The following is a 19632-nucleotide window of genomic DNA, read 5'->3' as shown; positions in this document are numbered from 1 at the left end:
TGCCCCGGCCCGACGGTCCGGCCCTGGGTCAGCGGGCAGATGTCAGCGAGCGGATGCGCGCGGCCAGCTGGTCGGGGGTGAAGGGCTTCGCCAGGACCGATGCGGTGTCGGCGCCCATGTTGGCAAGCGATTCCGGGCTGTAGCCGGACGCCAGCAGCACGCGCAGCTGCGGCCAGTTCTCGCGGATGTGCCGGGCGAGATCGATGCCGGAAACACCGCCGGGCATCACGACGTCCGATACCACCAGATCGAAGTTCCGGTCAGTCTCCAGCAGTGTCAGCGCCGTGACGCCATCCTCGGCGGTCTCGACCGTGAAGCCTTCCTGGACCAACCCTTCCACTGTCGCCATCAGCACCAGTGGATTGTCCTCCACCACCAGGATGCGCAGCGGACGGAGATCGGTTGCCGGGGCCTGCGGAACGAGGACGGGCTCCGCCGGCTGGACGTCGCTCAGCGGCAGGTCGATGCGCACGCGGGTGCCTTCGCCGGGCCGGCTGTCGATGGTGGCGCTGCCGCCGGACTGGCGGGCGAAGCCATAGACCATCGACAGGCCAAGCCCGGTTCCCTTGCCGACGCCCTTTGTGGTGAAGAAGGGATCGAAGGCGCGGGCCATCACGTCGGCCGGCATGCCGGCGCCGGTGTCGGAAACCTCGATGCGGGCGGTACGCGGCTCCGGACCCATGGCGGCACCGAGGGGGGCAGCGCCGATAGGGCCGGCGGCGATGCGGATGAGGCCGCCGCCCGGCATGGCATCGCGGGCGTTCAGCACGAGGTTCAGCACCGCCATTTCCAACTGTACCGGGTCGACGGCGACCGCCATCGGGACCGGGGCTATGTCCCATTCCAGCGCGACGTCGGCCCGGATGGAGCGTTCCAGCAGGTCGCCCATCCCGCGCAGGCTGTCGCCCAGGTCGATCACTGTCAGGTTGACCGCATCCTGGCGCGAGAAGGACAGCAGTTGCCGTGTCAGCTTCTCCGCCCGCTCCAGCGCGGTCCGCACCCCACCCAGGAAACGCTGGCCCTCGGCCGGCAGATGGCGGGCCAGCAGATGCAGGTTGGCGAGTGCCGCGGTCAGCAGATTGTTGAAGTCATGCGCCACCCCGCCGGTCAGCTGGCCGAGCGCCTCCATCTTCTGGCTCTGGCGCAGCGCCTCCTCCAGCCTTTCGCGGTTGCGCACCTCGTCCGCCCAGCGCCGGACCGCCGCACTTTCCGAGGCGGCGCGGCTGTAGGCCAGCCAGGCGATCAGCGCCAGCGCCAGCGTCGCCGGAGCAACGAAGGCGGCGTCCAGTGCCATATTCCGCCACCAGGACCGGGTGACCTGCGTCCCGTCCAGCCCATAGACGACATAGATCGGGAAGGTGCCGACCCGCTTATAGGCGAACACGCGCTCCAGACCCTGCACATGGCTGTTGCCGGTGTGGAAAATCCCCTCGTCCGGCTGGCGGCGGATTTCGGCGCGCAGGCCGCGGTCGGCCGGCAAGGTGGGCAGCGGCGCATTCGGACGCGTCGGATCCAGGGTGGGGAAGCGCATCAGCATCGCGCCATCGTCGCGGATCAGCGCGATGGATTCCCCTTCGGTGCCGACAATCTGCCGATAGAAACTGGCGAAATAGTCGGGATTGACGATGGCGGCGATTATTCCGTCGAAACGGCCGTCGGGACCGCCGGGACTGCTGCGGCGCCGGCTGATGCCGAAGCTGGGCTTGCCGGTGCCGGGATCAGCGACCGGCCCGGCGATGAGCAGACCGGAATCCTGCTCCCGCTGTTCGCGGAAATCCGGACGGTTACCGATGTAGCTGTTGCGCGCCGGAAAGACGAGGCTGGAGTTGCGCACGTAACCGTCGGGATCGGTCAGCCCGATGGCGCCGATCTGGTCTAGCTCGCCTTCCAGGGTCTTCAGGTAGCGGTGCAGCGCTTCCGACTCTGCGATCTCGCGCCAGCTGCGTCCATGGATATGCTCGTCCACCCGGTCCAGCACCTGGGCCATGGTGTCGAACACCTTCAGCACATGCTCGTGCAGGACCAGCGCGTTCTTGCGGCTGTTGCGCTCGGCCTCGTCCTGCGCCTCCCATCGCTCGCGCCAGCCGATGCCGGCAAACAGCACGAGCGGCAGGGCGACCGACACAGCCAGCAGCAGGCGCAGAAGGCGCAAGGATCCCCTGCGGTCGGTCCGGCTGTCGAGGCTGCGAAAGGGCATTACCAACCATTGCCAAGGAAACGGATCGTGCCGGCTGCCATCGGCACGGGGCACATGGCGGCGGCACAGGGCGGACCCCACCCTGGTCACCATGGACGAAGCATTGAAGGGCGGGCAACTCTGACTTTACGGTAGGGGTGGCGCGTTCTCGGTGGTTCACGGGTCGCAGGTGCAGGCACGGGGAAAGCGCCCTTCCGTCCAGCGCCGGCGGCGGCGGACGTCCGACCCGTCATCGTCGGGGCGGGGCAGTCCGCAAAGCTCGCCGAGCCGGTCCCGCAGATCGTCGAGATGGGCGTTGGTCAGGATGGCGATGCCGGCGAAGAAGGGCTCTCGGCAACGGGTGGCGACCTTGCTGCAGAAATCGGGGGCCCAGCGCAACAGATGCCGGTCGAGGAAGCGGACGGCGTCGAGCGTGCGCCCATGGTCGAGCAGGGCGGCCAGCAGCGCCAGTTCCGCGGCGATATGGTCGTCCGCCAGCCGGTCCAGCGGCGGTCGGCGCAGTTCCGCCTCCACCCCCGTCTCCAGCCCATTACGCCAGCGCAGCAGCGAGGCGGCGGCATCGGCCCGCATCTCCTCGTCCAGCCAGGGGCCTTCGGTCGGGCAGGCGCGCAACTCGCCGCTGCGGTGGATGGCGGCGAAATCGGCGGCCAGCGGAGCGAGGCTGCGGCGGGTGATCCGCTCCGGCAGGTCGCTGACCACCTCGTCCACCAGGGCTGCGGCCTGGAGGGCGTCGTCACGGTCGAGCGCCAGCGGACCACGGCCGACCGGGGCGTTGCGCAGCGACTCCAGCAGAGCGGGAGTCGGCTCTTCGGCGTGCAGGCGGGCGAGAAGGCGCAGGCCCTGGGCGGAAGCGGCCAAATCCAGGTCGTTGGGGACGGGGGCCCTCGCGATGCCGGACCCGTCCCGAACAGGCGGTGACAAGGCAGCCTCTAGAACCGTGCTCTCCACGCTGTTCCTCCCGGCATTCGGACCGGATCGGACATGTGCCGGGGCCGGACCGCATGGGAACGCTGCACGAATGGATTTCGCGTCTTATGGATTTCTTCCAGCGTCGCATCTTCCGGGCGGATCGTTCGCCCGAACGTTTGCGCGATCTGTTGCAAGTCTCTACTACCAGCGGGACAAGCATTGGTCAACGAGGTGGATGGATGGAGGAAAGACATGGGCCGGCTGTTGCCTTGCGACACAATGTCCGGCCTTATCGCAAGCCCCCGTCCCATACAGGAGTTCCTTCCGCCATGCCGCTTCCCCTCATCGAACAGGCCGATGCCGCGCCGGAGGTCCGCGCCGTCTACGATGACATCAAGGCGACGCGCAACGTTCCCGACGTTAATAATTTCTGGAAAGCGATCGCCAACCACCCGCCAACGCTGGCGCGGACCTGGGAAAGCCTGAAGGAGGTGATGGCTCCGGGTGCGCTGGACCCTTTGGTGAAGGAGATGATCTTCGTCGCGGTCAGCGTCACCAACAACTGCCAGTATTGCATCCGCTCGCACGAGGCGGCGGTGCGCCGGCTGGGCATGACCGACGCGCAGTTCGGGGAGTTGATGGCCGTGGTGGGCATGGCGAACGAGACCAACCGCCTCGCGGTCGGCTATCAGGTTGAGCTGGACGAGCGGTTGAGGTGAGCCCGTCAGGCGGCGCGCGGCAGGGCCCGTACCGCCTGCTCCAGCCGTCGCTGCGGCAGGCCGTTGACCAAATCACTGCGAACGGTAAAGTGGGCGACGCTGCGGCCGTCGCCCAACTCCTCGCTGGCGATGCGCTCCACACGCACCTCCACGTCCCAGCCGATGTTGGCCCAGGCGGTGCGGATGCGCCGGGCCAATTCGCGGGCGCCGCGCTCGCTGAAGCTGTCGAGCCGACCGGCCGACGGGCCGGGATGGAAGCGGGGATAGAGCCGGGGCATGGCGATGTCTCCTTGTTCGGCGGCGGTGCGCCGGAGATATCCGGCGTTTCGTCGAACAAAGAAATAATCCAAATTGGATTATTCTGGCCAGGGAATGCTGATACCGGAACGGTATAGACGTCAGGGCTCCTGCAAGCCGACCACGGTGTGAAGGGTATCGATCTCTTCCAGCGGCACCGAGAATTCACGGTCCGCCGGCCGATATTCACGCAGAATCACGGCGTCTGGGCTGCGCCGCACGAACTCCTTCACAAGCACCGCCCTGTTGCGCTTGACCACCACCACCCCGGCCCCCGGTGACGGTGGCTTGTGCGGGTTGACGTGCAGAAGTTGCGCCGGGCGGAAACGCGGCATCATCGACTCGCCGACCACATACATGGCATAGGGATCGCGGGCATTCTTCAGGTAATCGGGGCGCGTAATCCAGTCGATGGGACCATCTTCCAGGAACATTTCCTGGTCCACCCCACCGCGCGCCGCTGCCCGCACCGGCATCGAGGCTGCGGTCTGTGTCTGCGGAACCGTGGCGGCACGGAGCAGTGGCGGAAGAGCCGGACGGGCAGGCCGTAGCTGGGGCGCGTGGGCCGCCGGCCCGTCGAGGCCGAGCAGGGCCGCCGGTTCGACTCCCAGCGGCCCGGCCAGCTTGACCGCCCAATCGACGGTCATCTTGCGCTGGCCGGTCTCCAGCTTGTTGATCTGGGGCTGGGAGGTGCCCGCCAACTCAGCCAGCTTTTCCTGGCTCAGCCCGGCGGCCTGCCGCAGTTCGCGCATCGTGGTCATGGACTGTTCATACCAAAGCGGCTTTGGAAAGTCCATGATTTCGGAATAAATCCAGTTGCGGGCAGAACCCGCCTTGGTCTAAACCATTGCGGTATGACGCTCGACGACTGGCTCACCCGGACCGCTACCAAGGAAGAGGCCTTTGCTGTCCTGATCGGGACGAGCCAGGCGACGGTCAACCGTTACCGCCACGGCCGCCGCGTCCCCCGTCCCGCCGTGATGGCCCGTATCGCCGCCGCCACCGGCGGGCAGGTGACGGCGAACGATTTTCATGGGTTGGGGGAAGGGTGAGGGCAGAACGCGCGCAACAAAAAAGGCCCTTTCCCGTCGGGAAAGGGCCTTTCCTGTAACGTAGCCGTTCTTACGAGAACAGGCTCGACACCGACCGCTCTTCGCTGATGCGCATGATCGCTTCGGCGAGCAGGGGGGCGATGGTCAGCTGACGGATGTTGCGTGACACGCGCACCGCCTCGGTCGCCTGGATGCTGTCGGTGGTGACCAGCTGTTCCAGCGGCGACACGGCGACGCGGGCGACCGCACCGCCGGACAGGACGCCGTGGGTACAGAAAGCGTGGACCGACTTGGCACCGGCGTCCATCAGCGCGACGGCGGCGTTGCACAGCGTGCCGCCCGAGTCGACGATGTCGTCGATCAGGATGCAGCGGCGGCCATTGGCGTCGCCGATGATGTTCATCACCTCCGACACGCCGGCGCGTTCACGCCGCTTGTCGATGATGGCCAGATCGGCATCCAGCCGCTTGGCCAGCGCGCGGGCGCGCACCACGCCACCGACGTCCGGCGACACGATGGTGATCTCGTCGATGCTCTCGAAGGACTGGCGGATGTCCTTCTCGAAGACCGGGGCGGCCATCAGGTTGTCGGTGGGGATGTCGAAGAAGCCCTGGATCTGACCGGCGTGCAGGTCCATCGTCAGCACGCGGTTGGCGCCAGCCTGGGTGATCAGGTTGGCGACCAGCTTGGCCGAGATCGGCGTGCGCGGGCCGGTCTTGCGATCCTGCCGGGCATAGCCGTAATAGGGAATGACCGCCGTGATGCGCCGGGCCGACCCGCGCCGAAGCGCATCGATCGTCACCAGCAGTTCCATCAGATTGTCGTTGGCCGGAGCCGAGGTCGACTGGACGACGAACACGTCCTCGCCGCGCACGTTCTCCAGGATCTCGACGAAAACCTCCATGTCGGAAAAACGGCGCACGCTCGCTTTTGTCAGCGGCACGCCGAGACAGGTGGAGATCGCCTCGGCCAGCGGACGGTTGCTGTTGCCGGCAAGCACCTTCATCGGGGTCGGCTCTCTTTGCAGGGAAACGGCTCAAGGCACGTTCGCCGCTTGCGCGCCGGCGCCCCTTGAAAACGGGGCGGACCATAACAAAGGGCCAGCCCCGTGTAAACGTTCCATGACGGTCGGGTCTTTCCCCATTGGGGAATGCCGCCCCCGCGCGGGCGGCATGACCAGGGGACCGGCGATGGCCCGTTCGGGCCACGTTCGGGGGCGCCTCAATTCTGCAGGACGATGGCCGAAAGGCCGCGGCCGTAGTCCGATTCCCCCCGAAGGCAGGAGCGGCGGTAGCTGAAAAAGCGGTCCTCCTCCGCCACCGTGTCGTTGGGGCAGCGCTGGATCACCGTGACGCCGGAGTCGCCCAGCCGGCGCGTGACGTAGGCGGCCAGATCGAACAGGAAATGGCCGGGCTTGCGGGCAGGAGCGAAGTAATCGCGGTTGCGCGGGTCCTCCTCCTCGAACGGGGCGGGGAATTCCGGTCCCACCTCGTAGGAGCGCTGGGCGATGCAGGGGCCGATGCAGGCGACGATCCGGTTCGGCTTGGCGCCCAGTTCGACCATGCGGGCGACGGTCGCCTCGATGACGCCGCCCTTGGCCCCCTTCCAGCCGGCATGGGCGGCGCCGATCACCCGTGCCTTGCTGTCGGCGAACAGGACCGGCGCGCAGTCGGCGGTCAGGATGCCCAGAGCGATCCCCGGCTCCCGGGTCGCCATGGCGTCGGCCTTTGGCGCCGTCTCCGGCGTCCAGGGCTCTTCGACCACCACGCAGGTCGGGCTGTGGACCTGATGGCAGGTGATGAGGTTGCCGGAGGCCACCTCCATGCGTGCGGCTGCGCGGGCGCGGTTCTCATGCACGGCCGCCGCGGAGTCGTTGGACCCCAGCCCGCAGTTCAGCGAGGCGTAGAGCCCGGTGGACACCCCGCCGGTGCGGGTGAAAAAGGCGTGTCGAATGTGGGTGATGTCGTTCAGCGCGCCGAGTGTGATCACGAACGCCGTCCTTCCCTGTTCTGTGGCCCTTCACCACCCAACAGGGCAGGGGGCCGCGATGCACGGTCCGCCGGGATTGTCTTGCTGGCGGTTATGGTGCGGTGTCTCTAACCGGGTTCCGCGCCCGCCGCTCAGAAGCCCGCCGGCGGGGCGTCGGCGAAGGCTCCGGGCGTGGCGAGCGCGACCAGTTTGAACAGCCTGCCCATTTGCGCCGGATCGATCAAGCGGTCCAGCGCGCTGCGGATGTCCTGCGCCTGGGCCGGCCTGGCCTTCGCCGTCAGGGCGGATGCCCGCTGGCGGATGCCCACCCGGCTCAGCCATTCCCCCTGTTCGACCGGGCCGAAGGACTGTGCGCCGCCCTCCCGCGCGGCGGCGGCGATGGCGGCAAAATCGACATGGGCCGTCAGGTCGGCCTCGCCCGGCGCCTCGAGCACCGGGGCGTAGGCATGGCGGCGCATCGCCTGGAGCGTGTCGCCAACCGCCGGACCGTGGGCATAGCCATAGTCGATGACCAGTGCCGCGCCGGGAGCGACCGCCAGCCGGGTGCCGATCAGCCGCGCCACCGCCTGCGAGGCGGGGGATACCTCGACGACGCTGCCGTCGGGCGCGTCGCGCAGCGCATCCGGCACCAGCCGGTTGCCGGAACTGCCGAAGGCCTCCAGCACGAAGCGGAAGCGCGGATCGTCTTCCGTACTGTCGGGCTCGACATCGACCAGGCGTTCGAACCAGCCATAATTGGTCTTCTGCACCTGACGGATCGGCAGGGCGTCGAAGAACTCGTTGGCAATCAGAATGGTCGGACCCTCCGGCACATCCTCCAGCCGGTCATGCCAGTGGACGGCATCGCCGGCGATGGGCTGGAGCGCCTGGCGCTGGCGGTCGCGCAAGGCCGAGCTGGTCTCGACCAGATGGACGGCGGCGTTGTCGCGGAACAGCGGCAACACTGCCGCCGCCCGCAGCACGTCGGCCATCAGCGTGCCGCGGCCGGGACCCAGTTCCACCAGATGGAAAGGGCCTGGGCCGCCCAGCCGCGCCCATGTGTCGACGCACCAGAGTCCGACCAGTTCGCCGAACATCTGGCTGATTTCCGGCGCGGTGGTGAAGTCGCCGCCCGTACCGAACGGATTGCGGCGCATGTAATAGCCGAAGCGTGGATGGCCCAGCGCCTCCGCCATGAAGGCGCCGACGCTCATCGGACCGTCCATCACGATGCGGCGGGCCAGCAGATGGGCCAGCGTGTCCGGGCCGGCGCTTTCGTCCGCCATGGCGTCAGGCCGGGATGGCATGGCGCCGGCCGCGCAGGACCAGCCACAGGCCCACCGCCACCATCGGCAGCGACAGCAGCTGTCCCATGGTGGCGCCGGCGAACAGGAAACCCAGCTGCGGGTCGGGCTCGCGGAAGAACTCCACGATGATGCGTGACAGGCCGTAGCCGATCAGGAACAGCCCGCCGATCGTGCCCGGCCGGTTGCGCAGCGCCGGGCTGCGGATGGCGATCGCCAGCAGGATGAACAGAACCACGCCCTCCAATGCCGCCTCGTAGAGCTGGCTGGGGTGGCGCGGCACCTGGAGCGGGTCGCGCGGGAACACCATGGCATAGGCGAAATCGGGCGCTGGCCGGCCATACAGCTCGCCATTGATGAAGTTGGCGATGCGGCCGAAGAACAGCCCGATCGGCGCACAGGCGGCGATGATGTCGCCGAAGACGAAGGGCGAGATGCCGCGGCGCCAGCAGAACAGGGCGATGGCGGTCAGCACGCCGACCATGCCGCCGTGGAAGGACATGCCGCCGTGCCAGACCTGGAAGGCATCCAGCGGATTCTCAATGTAGTAGGGCAGGTTGTAGAACAGCACATAGCCGAGCCGCCCGCCCAGGATGGTGCCGATCACCGCCCAGGTCAGGAAATCGTCGAATTCCTCCGGATTCGGCCGGCGGTCGGAGTCGAGCCGCGCCAGCCCCAGGCAGTAGCGCCAGCCCAGCACGAAGCCGGCCAGATAGGCCAGCGCGTACCAGCGGACGACCACCGGGCCGACGGAAAAGGCGACCGGATCGATGGTGGGAAAGGCCACGACGGGAAGGGTGGCGAGCATGGGAACTCCGGTCAGCGAAACGGGTCGGGCTGCGACAGGAAATCCTGCACATAACGCCGGACACCCTCCTCCAGCTCGGTGAAGGGCTGGTCGAACCCGGCGGCACGCAGGCGATCCGTCGTCGCCTGCGTGAAATATTGGTATTTGCCGCGCAGATGCTCGGGCATCTCGAAGTACTCAATCCGGGGAGGCAGCCCCAGCGCGGTGAAGGTCGCCAGCGCCAGATCCCTGAAGCTGCGCGCCTTGCCGGTGCCGACATTGAACAGGCCGCTGACCTCGGGATGGTCGTACAGCCACAGCATCACCGCGACGCAGTCGTCGACGTGGATGAAGTCGCGCAGCTGGCCGCCGTCCTCGAACCCGTCCTTGTGCGACTTGAACAGGCGAGCCGGATTGCCGGCCGTTAGCTGCGGGTGCAGCTTGGCGACCACGCTCATCATGTCGCCCTTGTGGGCTTCATTGGGGCCGTAGACGTTGAAGAACTTCAGGCCGGCCCATTGCGGCGGCACGAGGTCGCCGCTGGCGACGGCGCGGGCGATGCGGCGGTCGACCAGATGCTTGGACCAGCCATAGGCGTTCAGCGGCCGCAGCCGCGCCAGCCCATCGCAGGAGCCGTCATCGTCGAATCCGGCGGAGCCGTCGCCATAGGTCGCGGCGGAGGAGGCGTAGATCAGCCGGCAGCCGCGCCAGGAACACCAGCGCCACAGATCCAGCGTCAGCGCCACATTGTTGGCGACGATCTTGTCGACGTCCCGCTCGGTGGTGGCGGAGATGGCGCCGAGATGGAAGACGGTGTCGATCTCGGCGGCATGCTGGTCGAGGAAGGCCAGCGTCTGTTCCGGCGGCACCAGGGCCGCGACCTCGCGCTTGGCAAGGTTCTGCCACTTCTCGCCATCGCGGAAGCGGTCGACGACCCCCACGTCGGTGATGCCGCGCGCAGCCAGAGCCGCGACAAGGTTGGACCCGATGAAGCCGGCCCCGCCGGTGACCACGATCATAGCGCTGTCCGCTGTTGCTCGACGCGTTTCGTGGGGACTTATAGGCGGGTGGGGCGGTGGGGGCAAGGTGATGCCCCCTCCCTTCCACACTTGCGAGCGGGAGGGGGCGCAGTGCTGAACTCTTACCGCGCCGACCGGTTCGCCGCGCTGACCAGCGCCCGCAGCGAGGCGGTCACGATGTCCGCATCGATTCCCACGCCGAACAGGGTCTTGTCGCCAGTCTTCACCTCGACATAGGCGCAGGCCTGTGCGTCCTCGCCGGCGCCGATGGCGTGCTCGCGGTAGTCGACGACGTGCAGGTCGGTGCCGCAGCCCTGGCGCAGGGCGTCCAGGAAGGCGTCGATCGGGCCATTGCCCTTGCCCTTGGTGGTGATGATCTCGCCATTGCGGCGCATCACCACGCTCATGGCGCGGGCACCGGAGTTCGGGCCGCGCGGCTCGGTCGAATGCTCGACCAGTTCCAGCGGCTTGTCGGCGTCCAGATACTCGGCCTTGAAGGCGGCGTGGATGTCGGCGGGCGACAGCTCCTTGCCGGTTTCGTCGGCAACGCGCTGCACGACCTTGGAGAACTCGATCTGCAGGCGGCGCGGGATCTGCAGGCCGTAGTCCTTCTCCAGAACATAGGCGATGCCGCCCTTGCCGGACTGGCTGTTGATGCGGATCACCGCCTCATAGCTGCGGCCCAGATCCTGCGGGTCGATGGGCAGGTACGGGACCTCCCACTTGCCGGTGTTGGACTTGGTCAGCGCCTTCAGCCCCTTATTGATGGCGTCCTGGTGCGAGCCCGAGAAGGCGGTGAACACCAGCTCGCCGGCATAGGGATGGCGCGGATGGACCGGCAGCTGCGTGCAGTATTCGGAAATGCGGACGATCTCGTTGATGTCGTCGATGTTCAGTTCCGGATCCACACCCTGGGTGAACATGTTCAGCGCCAGCGTGACGACATCGACGTTGCCGGTGCGCTCGCCGTTGCCGAACAGGGTGCCTTCGACGCGGTCGGCTCCGGCCAGCAGGCCCATCTCCGCCGCGGCGACGCCGGTGCCGCGATCGTTGTGCGGGTGCAGCGAGATGATCGCCGATTCGCGGTTCTTCAGGGTGCGGCAGAACCACTCGATCTGGTCGGCATGCACGTTCGGCATCGACATCTCGACCGTGGCCGGCAGGTTCAGGATCACCTTGTTGGTGGGGGTGGCGCCCCAGGTCTCCATCACCGCCTCGCAGATCTCGACCGCGAAGTCCAGCTCGGTGCCGGTGAAGCTTTCCGGCGAATATTGCAGGACGATCTCGGTCTCCGGCGTCTCGGCGGCCAACTGCTTGATCAGTTTGGTGCCGGCGACGGCAATGTCGACGATGCCCTGGCGGTCCAGTCCGAACACCACGCGACGCTGCAACTCGGACGTGGAGTTGTACAGGTGGACGACGGCGCGCTTGGCGCCACGGATGCCGTCGAAGGTGCGGCGGATCAGTTCCTCACGCGACTGGGTCAGCACCTGGATGGTGACGCCGTCAGGAATCTTGCCCTGGTCGATGACCTCGCGGCAGAAGTCGAAATCGGTCTGCGACGCGGCGGGGAAGCCGACCTCGATTTCCTTGAAGCCCATGCGCAGCAGCAACTCGTACATCGCGCGCTTGCGGTCCGGCCCCATCGGTTCGATCAGCGCCTGGTTGCCGTCGCGCAGGTCGACCGAGCACCATATCGGTGCCTTATCCAGGGTGCGCGACGGCCACTGGCGGTCGGTCAGCTTCACCTGGGGGAAGGGGGCGTATTTGGACGGGGACTTCGGCAGGGTCGGGATATTGGTCGCGGTGCTCATGGCGTCGTTCGGCTCCACTGGCGGCCCCGGGCCAAGCATTCAGTGCTGGCGGGGCAGCGGATCGGAATTTGAAAGGCGGAGGGACCGGCGAGGGGTACGGCCGCGGAGCCGCCGGATGTGGCTCAGCGACCGCTGCTAAGTCGCAGTCCCGGCCCCGGCCGGGCGACGCCGATGTGGGCGCCTTCGAAAACATCGCTCATGGAACAGACACTTCGACCGATGGAAATGGTGTGCGAACGCAACGAACCCGGACGCTTAAAGCGCCGGGCCGAGAAGTCGAAGAAGGGCGTTCTGGCGGTCGGTGGTGTTCATGGGGCGCACTTTGCGCAGGCGCGGCATGGCTGTCAAGCCCGGACTGGCGAAAAACGGACTGCGGGATGCGCCAACCATCGCCATCCCGCCTGTCCTCCTCGGCCTCCCGCGTCAGCCCCAGATCAGGTGATACAGCGTCGGCAGCAGCAGAGCCGTCGCCAGCCCGTTCAGCCCCATACCCAGCCCGGCGAAAGCGCCTGCCACCTCGTTGACCTGCAAGGCGCGGGCGGTGCCGATGCCGTGCGCCGCCACCCCCATCCCGAATCCGCGGGCGCGCCAGTCCCTCACCCGGACGAGGTTCAGCACCCAGGTGCCCAGGCTGGCGGCGACGATGCCGGTGATGATGACGAACACCGCCGTCAATGACGGCAAGCCGCCGATCTGCTCCGACACGCCCATGGCGATGGGGGAGGTGACGGATTTCGGCGCCATCGACAGGATGGTCGCCTTGCTGCCGCCGAACGTCCAGACCAGCGCCACGGCACTCAGCGCCGAGGCCGCGGACCCCACCAGCAGCGCCACCAGCAGCGCCAGGGCCGAGCGGCGGACCTCCTGGAACTGGTTGTAGAGCGGAATGGCAAGCGCCACCGTCGCCGGACCCAGCAGGAAGTGGACGAACTGCGCGCCGTCGAAATAAGTGCGGTAATCGATGCCCGACAGGCTGAGCGTGCCGGCGATCAGGACGACGGCGATCAGCACCGGGTTCAGCACCGGGCGCCGGCCCAGCTTCTCGAAGATCCACAGGCCGATCTGATAGGCGACCAGGGTCAGGGTTAGCCCGGCCAGCGGGCTGGCCGACAGATAGACCCAGATCTGGTGAAGGTCGGCGCTCATGGCCGGTCCTCCCCGGTCGGCTCTTCCTCCAGCCGCGGATCGATGCGGCTCAGCAGGAAGGCCATCAGCTTCGCCGTCACCGCGATGCCGAACAGGGTGCTGCCGAACAGGGCGGCGACGATCGGCAGCGCCTCCGTCTCCAGGCGGGTGACATGCACCATCACGCCGACGCCGGCCGGCACGAACAGCAGGGAGAGGTGGCGCAGGAGCCCGCCCGCCGTGTCCTGCACCGTGTCCGGCACGCCGCCACGCAGCAGCAGACCGGCGAACAGCAGCAGCATGCCCAGCACTGGACCGGGAACCGGCAGATGCAGCAGGCGGGCGGCCAGCTCACCGGCCAGTTGGCAGAGCAGCAGGAGTGTCAGGGTTCCGAGCATCGCGGACTCCGGTAGAAGGGGCGCTGTGCGTTCCTTCTACCGCAGTTGCGAAATCGCCGGGCTGCATTCCGTGAATGCGAGCGTCGCGAATTGGCGGCTGGATGTTCAGGAGTGTGGGGTTATTGCAGCTTGCTGCGGACGTGCTGGCTGCGGCGGACGATTGATTGCGCCTCCACCGTCACTTCCTTCTTGCCGAACAGGCGCAGGAAGATGGCGTTCACGGTGGCATGGGCGCTGACCGTCAGGGTGCCTGCGGCGGCATCCTCGGCAATCGTCAAGGGGGACAGGCTCGACCCCAGGAATCCGTTGGGAAAGGCCTTGTCGAAGAAGCTGCGGATGTGTCCGTCGCGTTGTGAATCGAACATCACGCGCCCGCCGGCCAGTGCAGCGGCATCGACCGCCTGCGACAGCCGGGCTTCCACCGCATAGCTGCGCAACGCGTCGACGGTGCAGCCGGCACCCAGCGCGGTCGGAATGGCAAGGATCAGGGCAACCACCAGAAGCAGGTGTCGACCCGTCCGCCGGTCTTCGTGCCCGCCATAGGGCAGGGGACGATAGACCAAAGTCATTGCCGGCCTCCCAAGCAATTGCCTATGCGGAAAGGAGTGTTTTCATTGGATACATTACTCTTAGCATCATCCGACAAGCAGGCAAACCAGGAAATGCAGCAGAGCGACAGCAAAAATCACGGCACAAGTTGTTATGTATTTTACGCAAAGGCGGTAACCCAAATTCGTGGAGATGGCAACAAAGGGGAAACCCCTTCGTGGAGGGTAGGGCGCATGCTCTCAACTTTAAAAACGCTCATGAAACGAAGTTGAGTTGGGACAAAAATAGGCCAATCGGGCACGACTCGGATAGCGTTAAGGACTTGTTCGCCATCGGCGCCGGTAGGCTGGCCCAAGCCCCTCCCATTCCGCGCCGGAGTTGCCGTCTGTGCCGTTCTTTCCGCCCTCTTTCCGTGACCGTTCGAACGGGCGGTGGCCGATTCGATCGCTTCCGGACCATGTGCTGGCTGTCGCGGTGGTGGCGCTTCTGCTGGTCGCCCTGTCGGGTGAGGTGCGTGGCGCGCTGGTCGGCCTGATGACCGAGGTTACGGGCGTTCGGGACATTGTCCTTATGCACTGAACACGCGTGTGCCTTCTCCGTTTCCGTTCTGCCGGCTAGACTCCGGGCGCAATGACGGGGAGACGGCCCGATGAAGGGCGGCGTTTGGCGCGTGGTGATGCTGGGGCTGGCGGTGGCGGCTGCCGCGCTGGTTTTTCTGGGTGTGGAGATCACGCAACTGGCGGCGGATGACCGCACCGCCTTCACCCGTGGTCTGGCGACCTGCGGACTCGGCCTGCTGGCGGTGTGGTTCGTCTTCTCGCGCCTGTCGCGCCATTTCCGCGATCTCGACCGCCTGTCCGACCGCCTGTCGGGCACCCGCAGCGGGATCGACCTTGAACCCCTGTCCGGCGGGCGCGGCGGCGAGCTGGCGCGCTTGGCCGAGGCGGCGAGCCTGGCCCGAGGCGGCGAGCGCGGCCTGGATGATGGGCCGCTGGGTGATGGGCCATTGGGAGGCGGGCGGATGAACCGGGCCTTGCGCGCGGCTCTGGCCCTGTCCGACGATCCTCTGCTGATTCTCGACGAACAGGGGCGGGTGGAGCAGCTGAATCCCGCCGCCGCCCGTCTGTTGGCGGTGGAGGAGGGGGCCGACATCGGCAAGTCCCTGTTCCGTGACGATCTGGCCCGCGCCATGGAGCGTGCGCGCGGCGGCGGAGCCCCCGTCACCGCGGTGCTGCGCCGGACGGAGGACGGCGAGCTTTCGGTGCGGGTGGCGGACCTGGGCCTCGGCGCCGGGGTGCTGCTGTCCTTCCCCGCCCGCGGCATGGCCCACGCCGCCGGGCTCAGCGGCAAGCGCACGCTCAGCCTGCGCCCGGCCCAGCCGGCAGCTCCGCTCGGCGACGAGGAGCCGCTGGCCGCACTGCCCTTCGTGGCGCTTTGGGTGGAGACGGCGGGCAAGGAATCCGACAGCGGTCCGGTGATTGCGGTCGGCACTGTGCGGCTGGTCGGGTCGCGCATCTTCCCGACGGTGTCTCTCACCCTTCTGATCGATCCCATCGACCCGGTGCCGGCCGAGGCAACGGCCCGTCACGGCATCGGCACCGCCATGGTGGCTGGCGAACGCCCCTTCGCCGCGGTCTGGCCGGTGATCCAGGACGCGCTGCACAACTGCATCGCCGTCGGGATCGGCGTCGACTCGGCCCTTGCTGCACTGGCGCGGTCGGCAGCCCAGGCCGGCATCGCCGATCCGGGGCTGCCGCCGTCGCTCGACCTCGGCGCGCTGGCGGGAGCGCTGGACCCGGCCTTGACTGGCGCGTCGGCCGGTCGGCTGGCGGATGCCTTCGCTTTGCCCCGTCACCCGCGCAGCGGTCCGCAGGGAGAAGTGCTGTTCCAGGCCGAGCTTGCCGTGGCGTTGTTGTCCCGGCTGACGGAACGCGGAATTGTCACCCAGGGACAGGCGCGGGCGTTGGTCGCCGGTGGCGACGCGCAGACGTCGCTTGCGCATCCTCCGCCAACCTGAACCCGCTCATCGACAACCGGCTTTCCGGCCGCAGGTAATGCCGCGTCCATGGACCGGCATGATCGAAGGGTGTCAGGCAACTGCCGCCGCGCAGCACCATGCGGTTGCTGGCAAGCCGGCCGTTGACCGCCTCGTCCGGTACGGCCTCGCCGGAACCATGAGGATGGCGGTAGCCCGGATATGTGGTGAAGGCGTCGCTGGTCCATTCCCACACGTCGCCGCACATCTGCCAGGGGCCGGTGCCGTGGCAGGTGCCTGCACGGGGATGGCGGTGGCCGGTGCCCAACAGGTTGCCCATGCTGCCGCAGCCGGCGGCGACCACCTCCCACTCCGCTTCCCGCGGCAGGCGCTTGCCGGCCCAGCGGGCATAGGCGTCAGCCTCGTACCAGCTGACATGGCAGACCGGCTCGTCTGGGTCGAGGGGCTGCATGCCATAGAGGGTGAAGACCTGCCAGCGGCTGTCCGATCCGGAGCCCGAGCGTTCCCAATAGAGCGGGGCGCTCCAGCCTTCGGCGTGCGCCACCTCCCAGCCGTCGGACAGCCAAAGGGAGCGGTCGCGGTAGCCGCCGGCCTCGATGAAGGTCAGATAGTCGCCGCAGGTCACTGGACGGGCTGCCAGCCGATAGGGTTCCAGCCAGACACGGTGGCGTGGGCTTTCATGGTCGAATCCGGGCAACGGCGTCGGTCGGCCGACCTCGACGAGGCCGCCGGGCTGCTCCAGCCAGCCGTCGGGTGGGGCGCCCAGATGCGGATGGTCGGGAGGCTGCTCGTAGGCCGGCCGCAGCGGATTGCTCCACAGGGCATGCTTGATGTGCAGGAGCATCCGCTCCTGGTGCCGCCGTTCATGGGCGACGGCCATCATCAGTGCCGCTTCGACCGAGCCCCACAGCGCATCCTCTACGCCATCGATCAGGTGCAGCACGGCGGCGTTGATCTGGTCGCGGTAACGCATGATCTCGGCCGCCGACGGGCGCGACAGCATCCGGGGCGGCGGGGTGCCGCCATCGCTACGGACGTCGTTGCGGGCGGCGAACAGGTCGAGGAAGGCCGAGTCGGCGGGACGATAGCCGGGACTGAAGGGGATCAGTACGGCCACCTCGAACAGCCAGCTGGTATGGGCGAGGTGCCATTTCGCCGGTGCCCCGTCCGGAACGGTCTGCACCATCAGGTCTTCCGGCGATAGGGTGGCGACCAGTTCGGCGCTGCGGGCACGCGCCTTCTGGAAGCGGGTGGCGAGGGCCTGCCGGCGTTCGGTAAAGGATTGGGCGGCAACCGATTCGGCGGCCTTGTCGGCGCTCGGGATGGGATGTGTGTCGGGCACGGGCGGTCCCTCCGAAATCCGGATCTCTTCGGAGAGTGTCCACCCGGAGCGCCCCTTTTGGAATGCGTGCATCCGTGGTGCAGCGGTCACCGCAAATAGCGGCTGCGACCTGACGCCGCATCTGCAAAGGCACTACTGATGCATCGACCCAAAAACGAAAAGGCCGCCAGAAAGGCGGCCTTGTTCATTCGAAGCACAGCTCAGTGTCGGACAAGACTTACTTGATCTTGGCTTCCTTGAACTCGACGTGCTTGCGCGCCACCGGGTCGTACTTGCGGAACGACAGCTTCTCGGTGGTCTTCTTCGGGTTCTTCTTCTTGACGTAGAAGAAACCGGTGTCTGCCGTGCTCACCAGCTTGATGAGGACGGTGTTCTGCTTGGCCATGATCTCGATCCCGACAAAAAATCCGTGCCCCGCCGGCCCGGCGGGGCGGCGTCGTAGCGGCGGAAAATACCGTCTGACGCCGCAATGTCAAGCCCTATGGGCGGCGAAATCGGTGTCCAATGGCGATTGCCACAGGGACACCTTATCTAAATACGGTTCAGCGCTCCGCCACGGTGTTGACAACGGCGGTGGCAACCGCGCGCTGGTACAGCCCCGGTTCGGCCAGCAGCCGCATGGCAACCTTCAGGTCCAGTTCCGGCTCATGCTCCTTCCACGGGCAGGCCTCACGCAGGGCGTTCAGCGCATGCTCGTCGTCGGCCGCCTTCGACCGCCAGCTCGCCACCTGCGTCGGGCGCAGACGCCCTTCACGCAGGTCGGACAGCAGCGCCTCCGGATCGGTTTGGCCCGCCCGGCTGGTGCAGACGGTGGGCTGGACGCCCTGGCGGTGCAGGGTGTAGCCGGCCGGGGTGTAGATGCGGCTCCAGGTCAGGAACAGCTCGCCATCGTTGGGCAGGCGGTTGACCGTCTGGACGCTGCCCTTGCCGTAGCTGGAGGCGCCGACCACCACCGCGCGGCCCGAGTCCTGCAAAGCCGCCGCCACCACCTCCGCCGACGAGGCGGAGCGGCCGTCGACCAGCACCACCAGCGGCAGCCCGTCGAGCAGGTCGTCCGGATTGGCGTCGAAACGCTGGCGGCTTTCCGGGTTGCGGCCTTCGGTGGAGATGATCCGGCCGCGGCGGATGAACAGATCGGCGACCGCGACCGCCTGGTCCAGCAGCCCGCCCGGATTGCCGCGCAGATCGAGAACCATCCCCTGCAAGGTCGGACCGGCCGCCTGCCGGATCGAGGTTACCGCGGAGCGCAGGCTGGAGGCCGTCGTGGCGTTGAAGCGGTCGAGCTTGACGATGCCGACATCGCCTGACATCGAGTAGGTGACGGTGTTCGGCACCACACGTTCGCGGCGCAGCGGCAGGCGGCGAGGGGCGCCATTGTCGCGGGCGACTGTCAGCGTGACCAGCGTGCCGGTGGGGCCGCGCAGCCGCTCGCGCATATCGGCGGCGGTCATCCGCGTGGTCAGGTCGCCATCGATCGCCAGAAGCTGGTCGCCGTCGACGATGCCGACGCGCTCGGCCGGGCTGTGCGGCATCACGTCATGCACGATGACGCGACCGTTGGATGTGGTGTCCAGCGACAGGCCGACGCCGCCATACCCTTCGCGCTGGGCGCGTTCGTTGCTGGCGCGCTGGACACCGGTGTAGCGGGAATAACCGTCCAGGTCGGCGGTGACGCCGTCGAACACCACCTGATACAGCCGCTCCGGCGTCGCTTTCGCCAGGATTGGGGAATAGGCGCGGGCGCGGTCGATGATGCGGGTAGTCAGAACCGCCCAACCGGCCGCGTCGCCATCGGCAGCGGCACCGTACTCCGCCGCCAGGGCGCCCGACACGTACAGGCGTACGGTGCTGCCAGCATGCTCAACCGTCACCGACGAGTCGAGCGCGGTCAACCCCTTCAGCCCGTCCATGCCCAGACGGTTGAAGGACACCGGTTCCAGATAGACCTCGGCGATCTTGGCGAAGCCGACGGAGAAGACCTGTTCGACCACCGACGGCGGCGCGCTGTTCGCGGCCTGCGGCGTTCCGGCGAGAGCGGTGGTGGCGAGAAGGGCTGCGGCGGAGAGCTGGAAGGCCAGATGGCGGAGGGGGCGGATGAGGCGGTGCGCAACGCCTGACATCAAGGGGCCCGGCATTGCGGAGATCCGAAAAGGCGG

19 protein-coding genes are annotated in these 19632 nt (G+C 67.5%); 3 read left to right on the top strand and 16 right to left on the bottom strand.

Features of this window, described 5'->3' with window-relative positions:
• Window positions 1–28 precede the first annotated feature (28 nt).
• Window positions 29–2197 (bottom strand): hybrid sensor histidine kinase/response regulator family protein, encoded by a 2169-nt coding sequence (locus tag J2848_RS07250; RefSeq protein ID WP_149229816.1) that lies wholly within the window; start codon window positions 2195–2197, stop codon window positions 29–31.
• 156 nt (window positions 2198–2353) lie between these two features.
• Window positions 2354–3055 carry a TorD/DmsD family molecular chaperone gene (locus J2848_RS07245; protein ID WP_246193669.1) on the bottom strand — a complete coding sequence of 234 codons (702 nt, stop codon included), beginning with the start codon at window positions 3053–3055 and terminating at the stop codon, window positions 2354–2356.
• A 380-nt stretch (window positions 3056–3435) separates the two neighbouring features.
• Between J2848_RS07245 and J2848_RS07240 the strand changes: the two genes are divergently transcribed.
• The gene (locus tag J2848_RS07240) at window positions 3436–3825 is read left to right on the top strand and encodes a carboxymuconolactone decarboxylase family protein (RefSeq protein ID WP_149229818.1); all 390 of its coding nucleotides are present in this window, start codon (window positions 3436–3438) and stop codon (window positions 3823–3825) included.
• Between the two features lie 5 nt (window positions 3826–3830).
• Here the strand turns inward: J2848_RS07240 and J2848_RS07235 are convergent, their stop codons facing one another.
• Both J2848_RS07235 and J2848_RS07230 read right to left on the bottom strand, forming a co-directional pair.
• A complete protein-coding gene (locus J2848_RS07235; protein ID WP_149229819.1) occupies window positions 3831–4103 on the bottom strand; it encodes a hypothetical protein in 273 nt (90 codons plus the stop codon).
• A gap of 120 nt (window positions 4104–4223) precedes the next feature.
• Entirely contained in the window at window positions 4224–4883 is a 660-nt protein-coding gene (locus J2848_RS07230; RefSeq protein WP_149229820.1) for an XRE family transcriptional regulator, read from the bottom strand.
• A gap of 93 nt (window positions 4884–4976) precedes the next feature.
• On the opposite strand from J2848_RS07230, the gene J2848_RS07225 reads away from it, so the two are divergent.
• On the top strand, window positions 4977–5174 hold the full coding sequence (locus tag J2848_RS07225; RefSeq protein WP_149229821.1) for a helix-turn-helix domain-containing protein: 198 nt from the start codon (window positions 4977–4979) through the stop codon (window positions 5172–5174).
• 70 nt (window positions 5175–5244) lie between these two features.
• On the opposite strand, the gene J2848_RS07220 is transcribed toward J2848_RS07225, so the two are convergent.
• From J2848_RS07220 to J2848_RS07180, 9 genes are all read right to left on the bottom strand, one after another.
• The gene (locus J2848_RS07220) at window positions 5245–6180 is read right to left on the bottom strand and encodes a ribose-phosphate pyrophosphokinase (RefSeq protein WP_149229822.1); all 936 of its coding nucleotides are present in this window, start codon (window positions 6178–6180) and stop codon (window positions 5245–5247) included.
• A 215-nt stretch (window positions 6181–6395) separates the two neighbouring features.
• Window positions 6396–7163 carry a peptidoglycan editing factor PgeF gene (gene pgeF / locus J2848_RS07215; RefSeq protein WP_149229823.1) on the bottom strand — a complete coding sequence of 256 codons (768 nt, stop codon included), beginning with the start codon at window positions 7161–7163 and terminating at the stop codon, window positions 6396–6398.
• Window positions 7164–7294: 131 nt separating this feature from the next.
• Window positions 7295–8428: a class I SAM-dependent methyltransferase gene (locus J2848_RS07210; RefSeq protein WP_149229824.1), complete on the bottom strand. Its 1134-nt coding sequence runs from the start codon at window positions 8426–8428 to the stop codon at window positions 7295–7297.
• Window positions 8429–8432: 4 nt separating this feature from the next.
• Window positions 8433–9254: a prolipoprotein diacylglyceryl transferase gene (gene lgt / locus J2848_RS07205; RefSeq protein ID WP_149229825.1), complete on the bottom strand. Its 822-nt coding sequence runs from the start codon at window positions 9252–9254 to the stop codon at window positions 8433–8435.
• Window positions 9255–9265: 11 nt separating this feature from the next.
• A complete protein-coding gene (gene rfaD, locus J2848_RS07200; RefSeq protein ID WP_149229826.1) occupies window positions 9266–10252 on the bottom strand; it encodes an ADP-glyceromanno-heptose 6-epimerase in 987 nt (328 codons plus the stop codon).
• Window positions 10253–10374: 122 nt separating this feature from the next.
• A complete protein-coding gene (leuA, locus tag J2848_RS07195) occupies window positions 10375–12066 on the bottom strand; it encodes a 2-isopropylmalate synthase (RefSeq protein ID WP_149229827.1) in 1692 nt (563 codons plus the stop codon).
• A gap of 423 nt (window positions 12067–12489) precedes the next feature.
• The gene (locus J2848_RS07190; protein ID WP_149229828.1) at window positions 12490–13212 is read right to left on the bottom strand and encodes an LrgB family protein; all 723 of its coding nucleotides are present in this window, start codon (window positions 13210–13212) and stop codon (window positions 12490–12492) included.
• Complete coding sequence (locus J2848_RS07185; RefSeq protein WP_149229829.1) at window positions 13209–13589, bottom strand: CidA/LrgA family protein; 381 nt, start codon at window positions 13587–13589, stop codon at window positions 13209–13211. The genes J2848_RS07190 and J2848_RS07185 overlap by 4 nt, the downstream gene beginning before the upstream one ends.
• Window positions 13590–13708: 119 nt before the next feature.
• The gene (locus tag J2848_RS07180; RefSeq protein ID WP_149229830.1) at window positions 13709–14158 is read right to left on the bottom strand and encodes a pilus assembly protein TadG-related protein; all 450 of its coding nucleotides are present in this window, start codon (window positions 14156–14158) and stop codon (window positions 13709–13711) included.
• A gap of 629 nt (window positions 14159–14787) precedes the next feature.
• Here J2848_RS07180 and J2848_RS07175 point away from each other — a divergent pair.
• Window positions 14788–16155, top strand: coding sequence for a PAS domain-containing protein (locus J2848_RS07175; protein ID WP_149229831.1), 1368 nt, complete (start codon window positions 14788–14790; stop codon window positions 16153–16155).
• On the opposite strand, the gene egtB is transcribed toward J2848_RS07175, so the two are convergent.
• From egtB to J2848_RS07160, 3 genes are all read right to left on the bottom strand, one after another.
• Window positions 16079–17476: an ergothioneine biosynthesis protein EgtB gene (egtB, locus tag J2848_RS07170; RefSeq protein ID WP_246193670.1), complete on the bottom strand. Its 1398-nt coding sequence runs from the start codon at window positions 17474–17476 to the stop codon at window positions 16079–16081. The genes J2848_RS07175 and egtB overlap by 77 nt on opposite strands.
• A gap of 217 nt (window positions 17477–17693) precedes the next feature.
• On the bottom strand, window positions 17694–17861 hold the full coding sequence (rpmG, locus tag J2848_RS07165; protein WP_012974790.1) for a 50S ribosomal protein L33: 168 nt from the start codon (window positions 17859–17861) through the stop codon (window positions 17694–17696).
• Between the two features lie 157 nt (window positions 17862–18018).
• Window positions 18019–19596 carry a S41 family peptidase gene (locus J2848_RS07160; protein ID WP_149229833.1) on the bottom strand — a complete coding sequence of 526 codons (1578 nt, stop codon included), beginning with the start codon at window positions 19594–19596 and terminating at the stop codon, window positions 18019–18021.
• Window positions 19597–19632: the final 36 nt, after the last annotated feature.

The sequence above is a fragment of the Azospirillum lipoferum genome, from assembly GCF_024170005.1.
Classification (GTDB): Bacteria; Pseudomonadota; Alphaproteobacteria; order Azospirillales; family Azospirillaceae; genus Azospirillum; species Azospirillum lipoferum.
Note: the sequence above shows the minus strand (reverse complement) of the source record. Positions and strands in the feature narration are given on the sequence as shown.

Bases quoted from the DNA above. Each gene is read 5' to 3' on its own strand.
- J2848_RS07180 (WP_149229830.1), bottom strand. From the start codon at position 14,158: ATGACTTTGGTCTATCGTCCCCTGCCCTATGGCGGGCACGAAGACCGG.
- J2848_RS07190 (WP_149229828.1), bottom strand. From the start codon at position 13,212: ATGAGCGCCGACCTTCACCAGATCTGGGTCTATCTGTCGGCCAGCCCG.
- J2848_RS07220 (WP_149229822.1), bottom strand. From the start codon at position 6,180: ATGAAGGTGCTTGCCGGCAACAGCAACCGTCCGCTGGCCGAGGCGATC.
- J2848_RS07250 (WP_149229816.1), bottom strand. From the start codon at position 2,197: ATGCCCTTTCGCAGCCTCGACAGCCGGACCGACCGCAGGGGATCCTTG.
- J2848_RS07185 (WP_149229829.1), bottom strand. From the start codon at position 13,589: ATGCTCGGAACCCTGACACTCCTGCTGCTCTGCCAACTGGCCGGTGAG.
- leuA (WP_149229827.1), bottom strand. From the start codon at position 12,066: ATGAGCACCGCGACCAATATCCCGACCCTGCCGAAGTCCCCGTCCAAA.
- J2848_RS07235 (WP_149229819.1), bottom strand. From the start codon at position 4,103: ATGCCCCGGCTCTATCCCCGCTTCCATCCCGGCCCGTCGGCCGGTCGG.
- lgt (WP_149229825.1), bottom strand. From the start codon at position 9,254: ATGCTCGCCACCCTTCCCGTCGTGGCCTTTCCCACCATCGATCCGGTC.
- J2848_RS07230 (WP_149229820.1), bottom strand. From the start codon at position 4,883: ATGACCACGATGCGCGAACTGCGGCAGGCCGCCGGGCTGAGCCAGGAA.
- J2848_RS07175 (WP_149229831.1), top strand. From the start codon at position 14,788: ATGAAGGGCGGCGTTTGGCGCGTGGTGATGCTGGGGCTGGCGGTGGCG.
- J2848_RS07240 (WP_149229818.1), top strand. From the start codon at position 3,436: ATGCCGCTTCCCCTCATCGAACAGGCCGATGCCGCGCCGGAGGTCCGC.
- J2848_RS07225 (WP_149229821.1), top strand. From the start codon at position 4,977: ATGACGCTCGACGACTGGCTCACCCGGACCGCTACCAAGGAAGAGGCC.
- rfaD (WP_149229826.1), bottom strand. From the start codon at position 10,252: ATGATCGTGGTCACCGGCGGGGCCGGCTTCATCGGGTCCAACCTTGTC.
- J2848_RS07160 (WP_149229833.1), bottom strand. From the start codon at position 19,596: ATGTCAGGCGTTGCGCACCGCCTCATCCGCCCCCTCCGCCATCTGGCC.
- J2848_RS07210 (WP_149229824.1), bottom strand. From the start codon at position 8,428: ATGGCGGACGAAAGCGCCGGCCCGGACACGCTGGCCCATCTGCTGGCC.
- rpmG (WP_012974790.1), bottom strand. From the start codon at position 17,861: ATGGCCAAGCAGAACACCGTCCTCATCAAGCTGGTGAGCACGGCAGAC.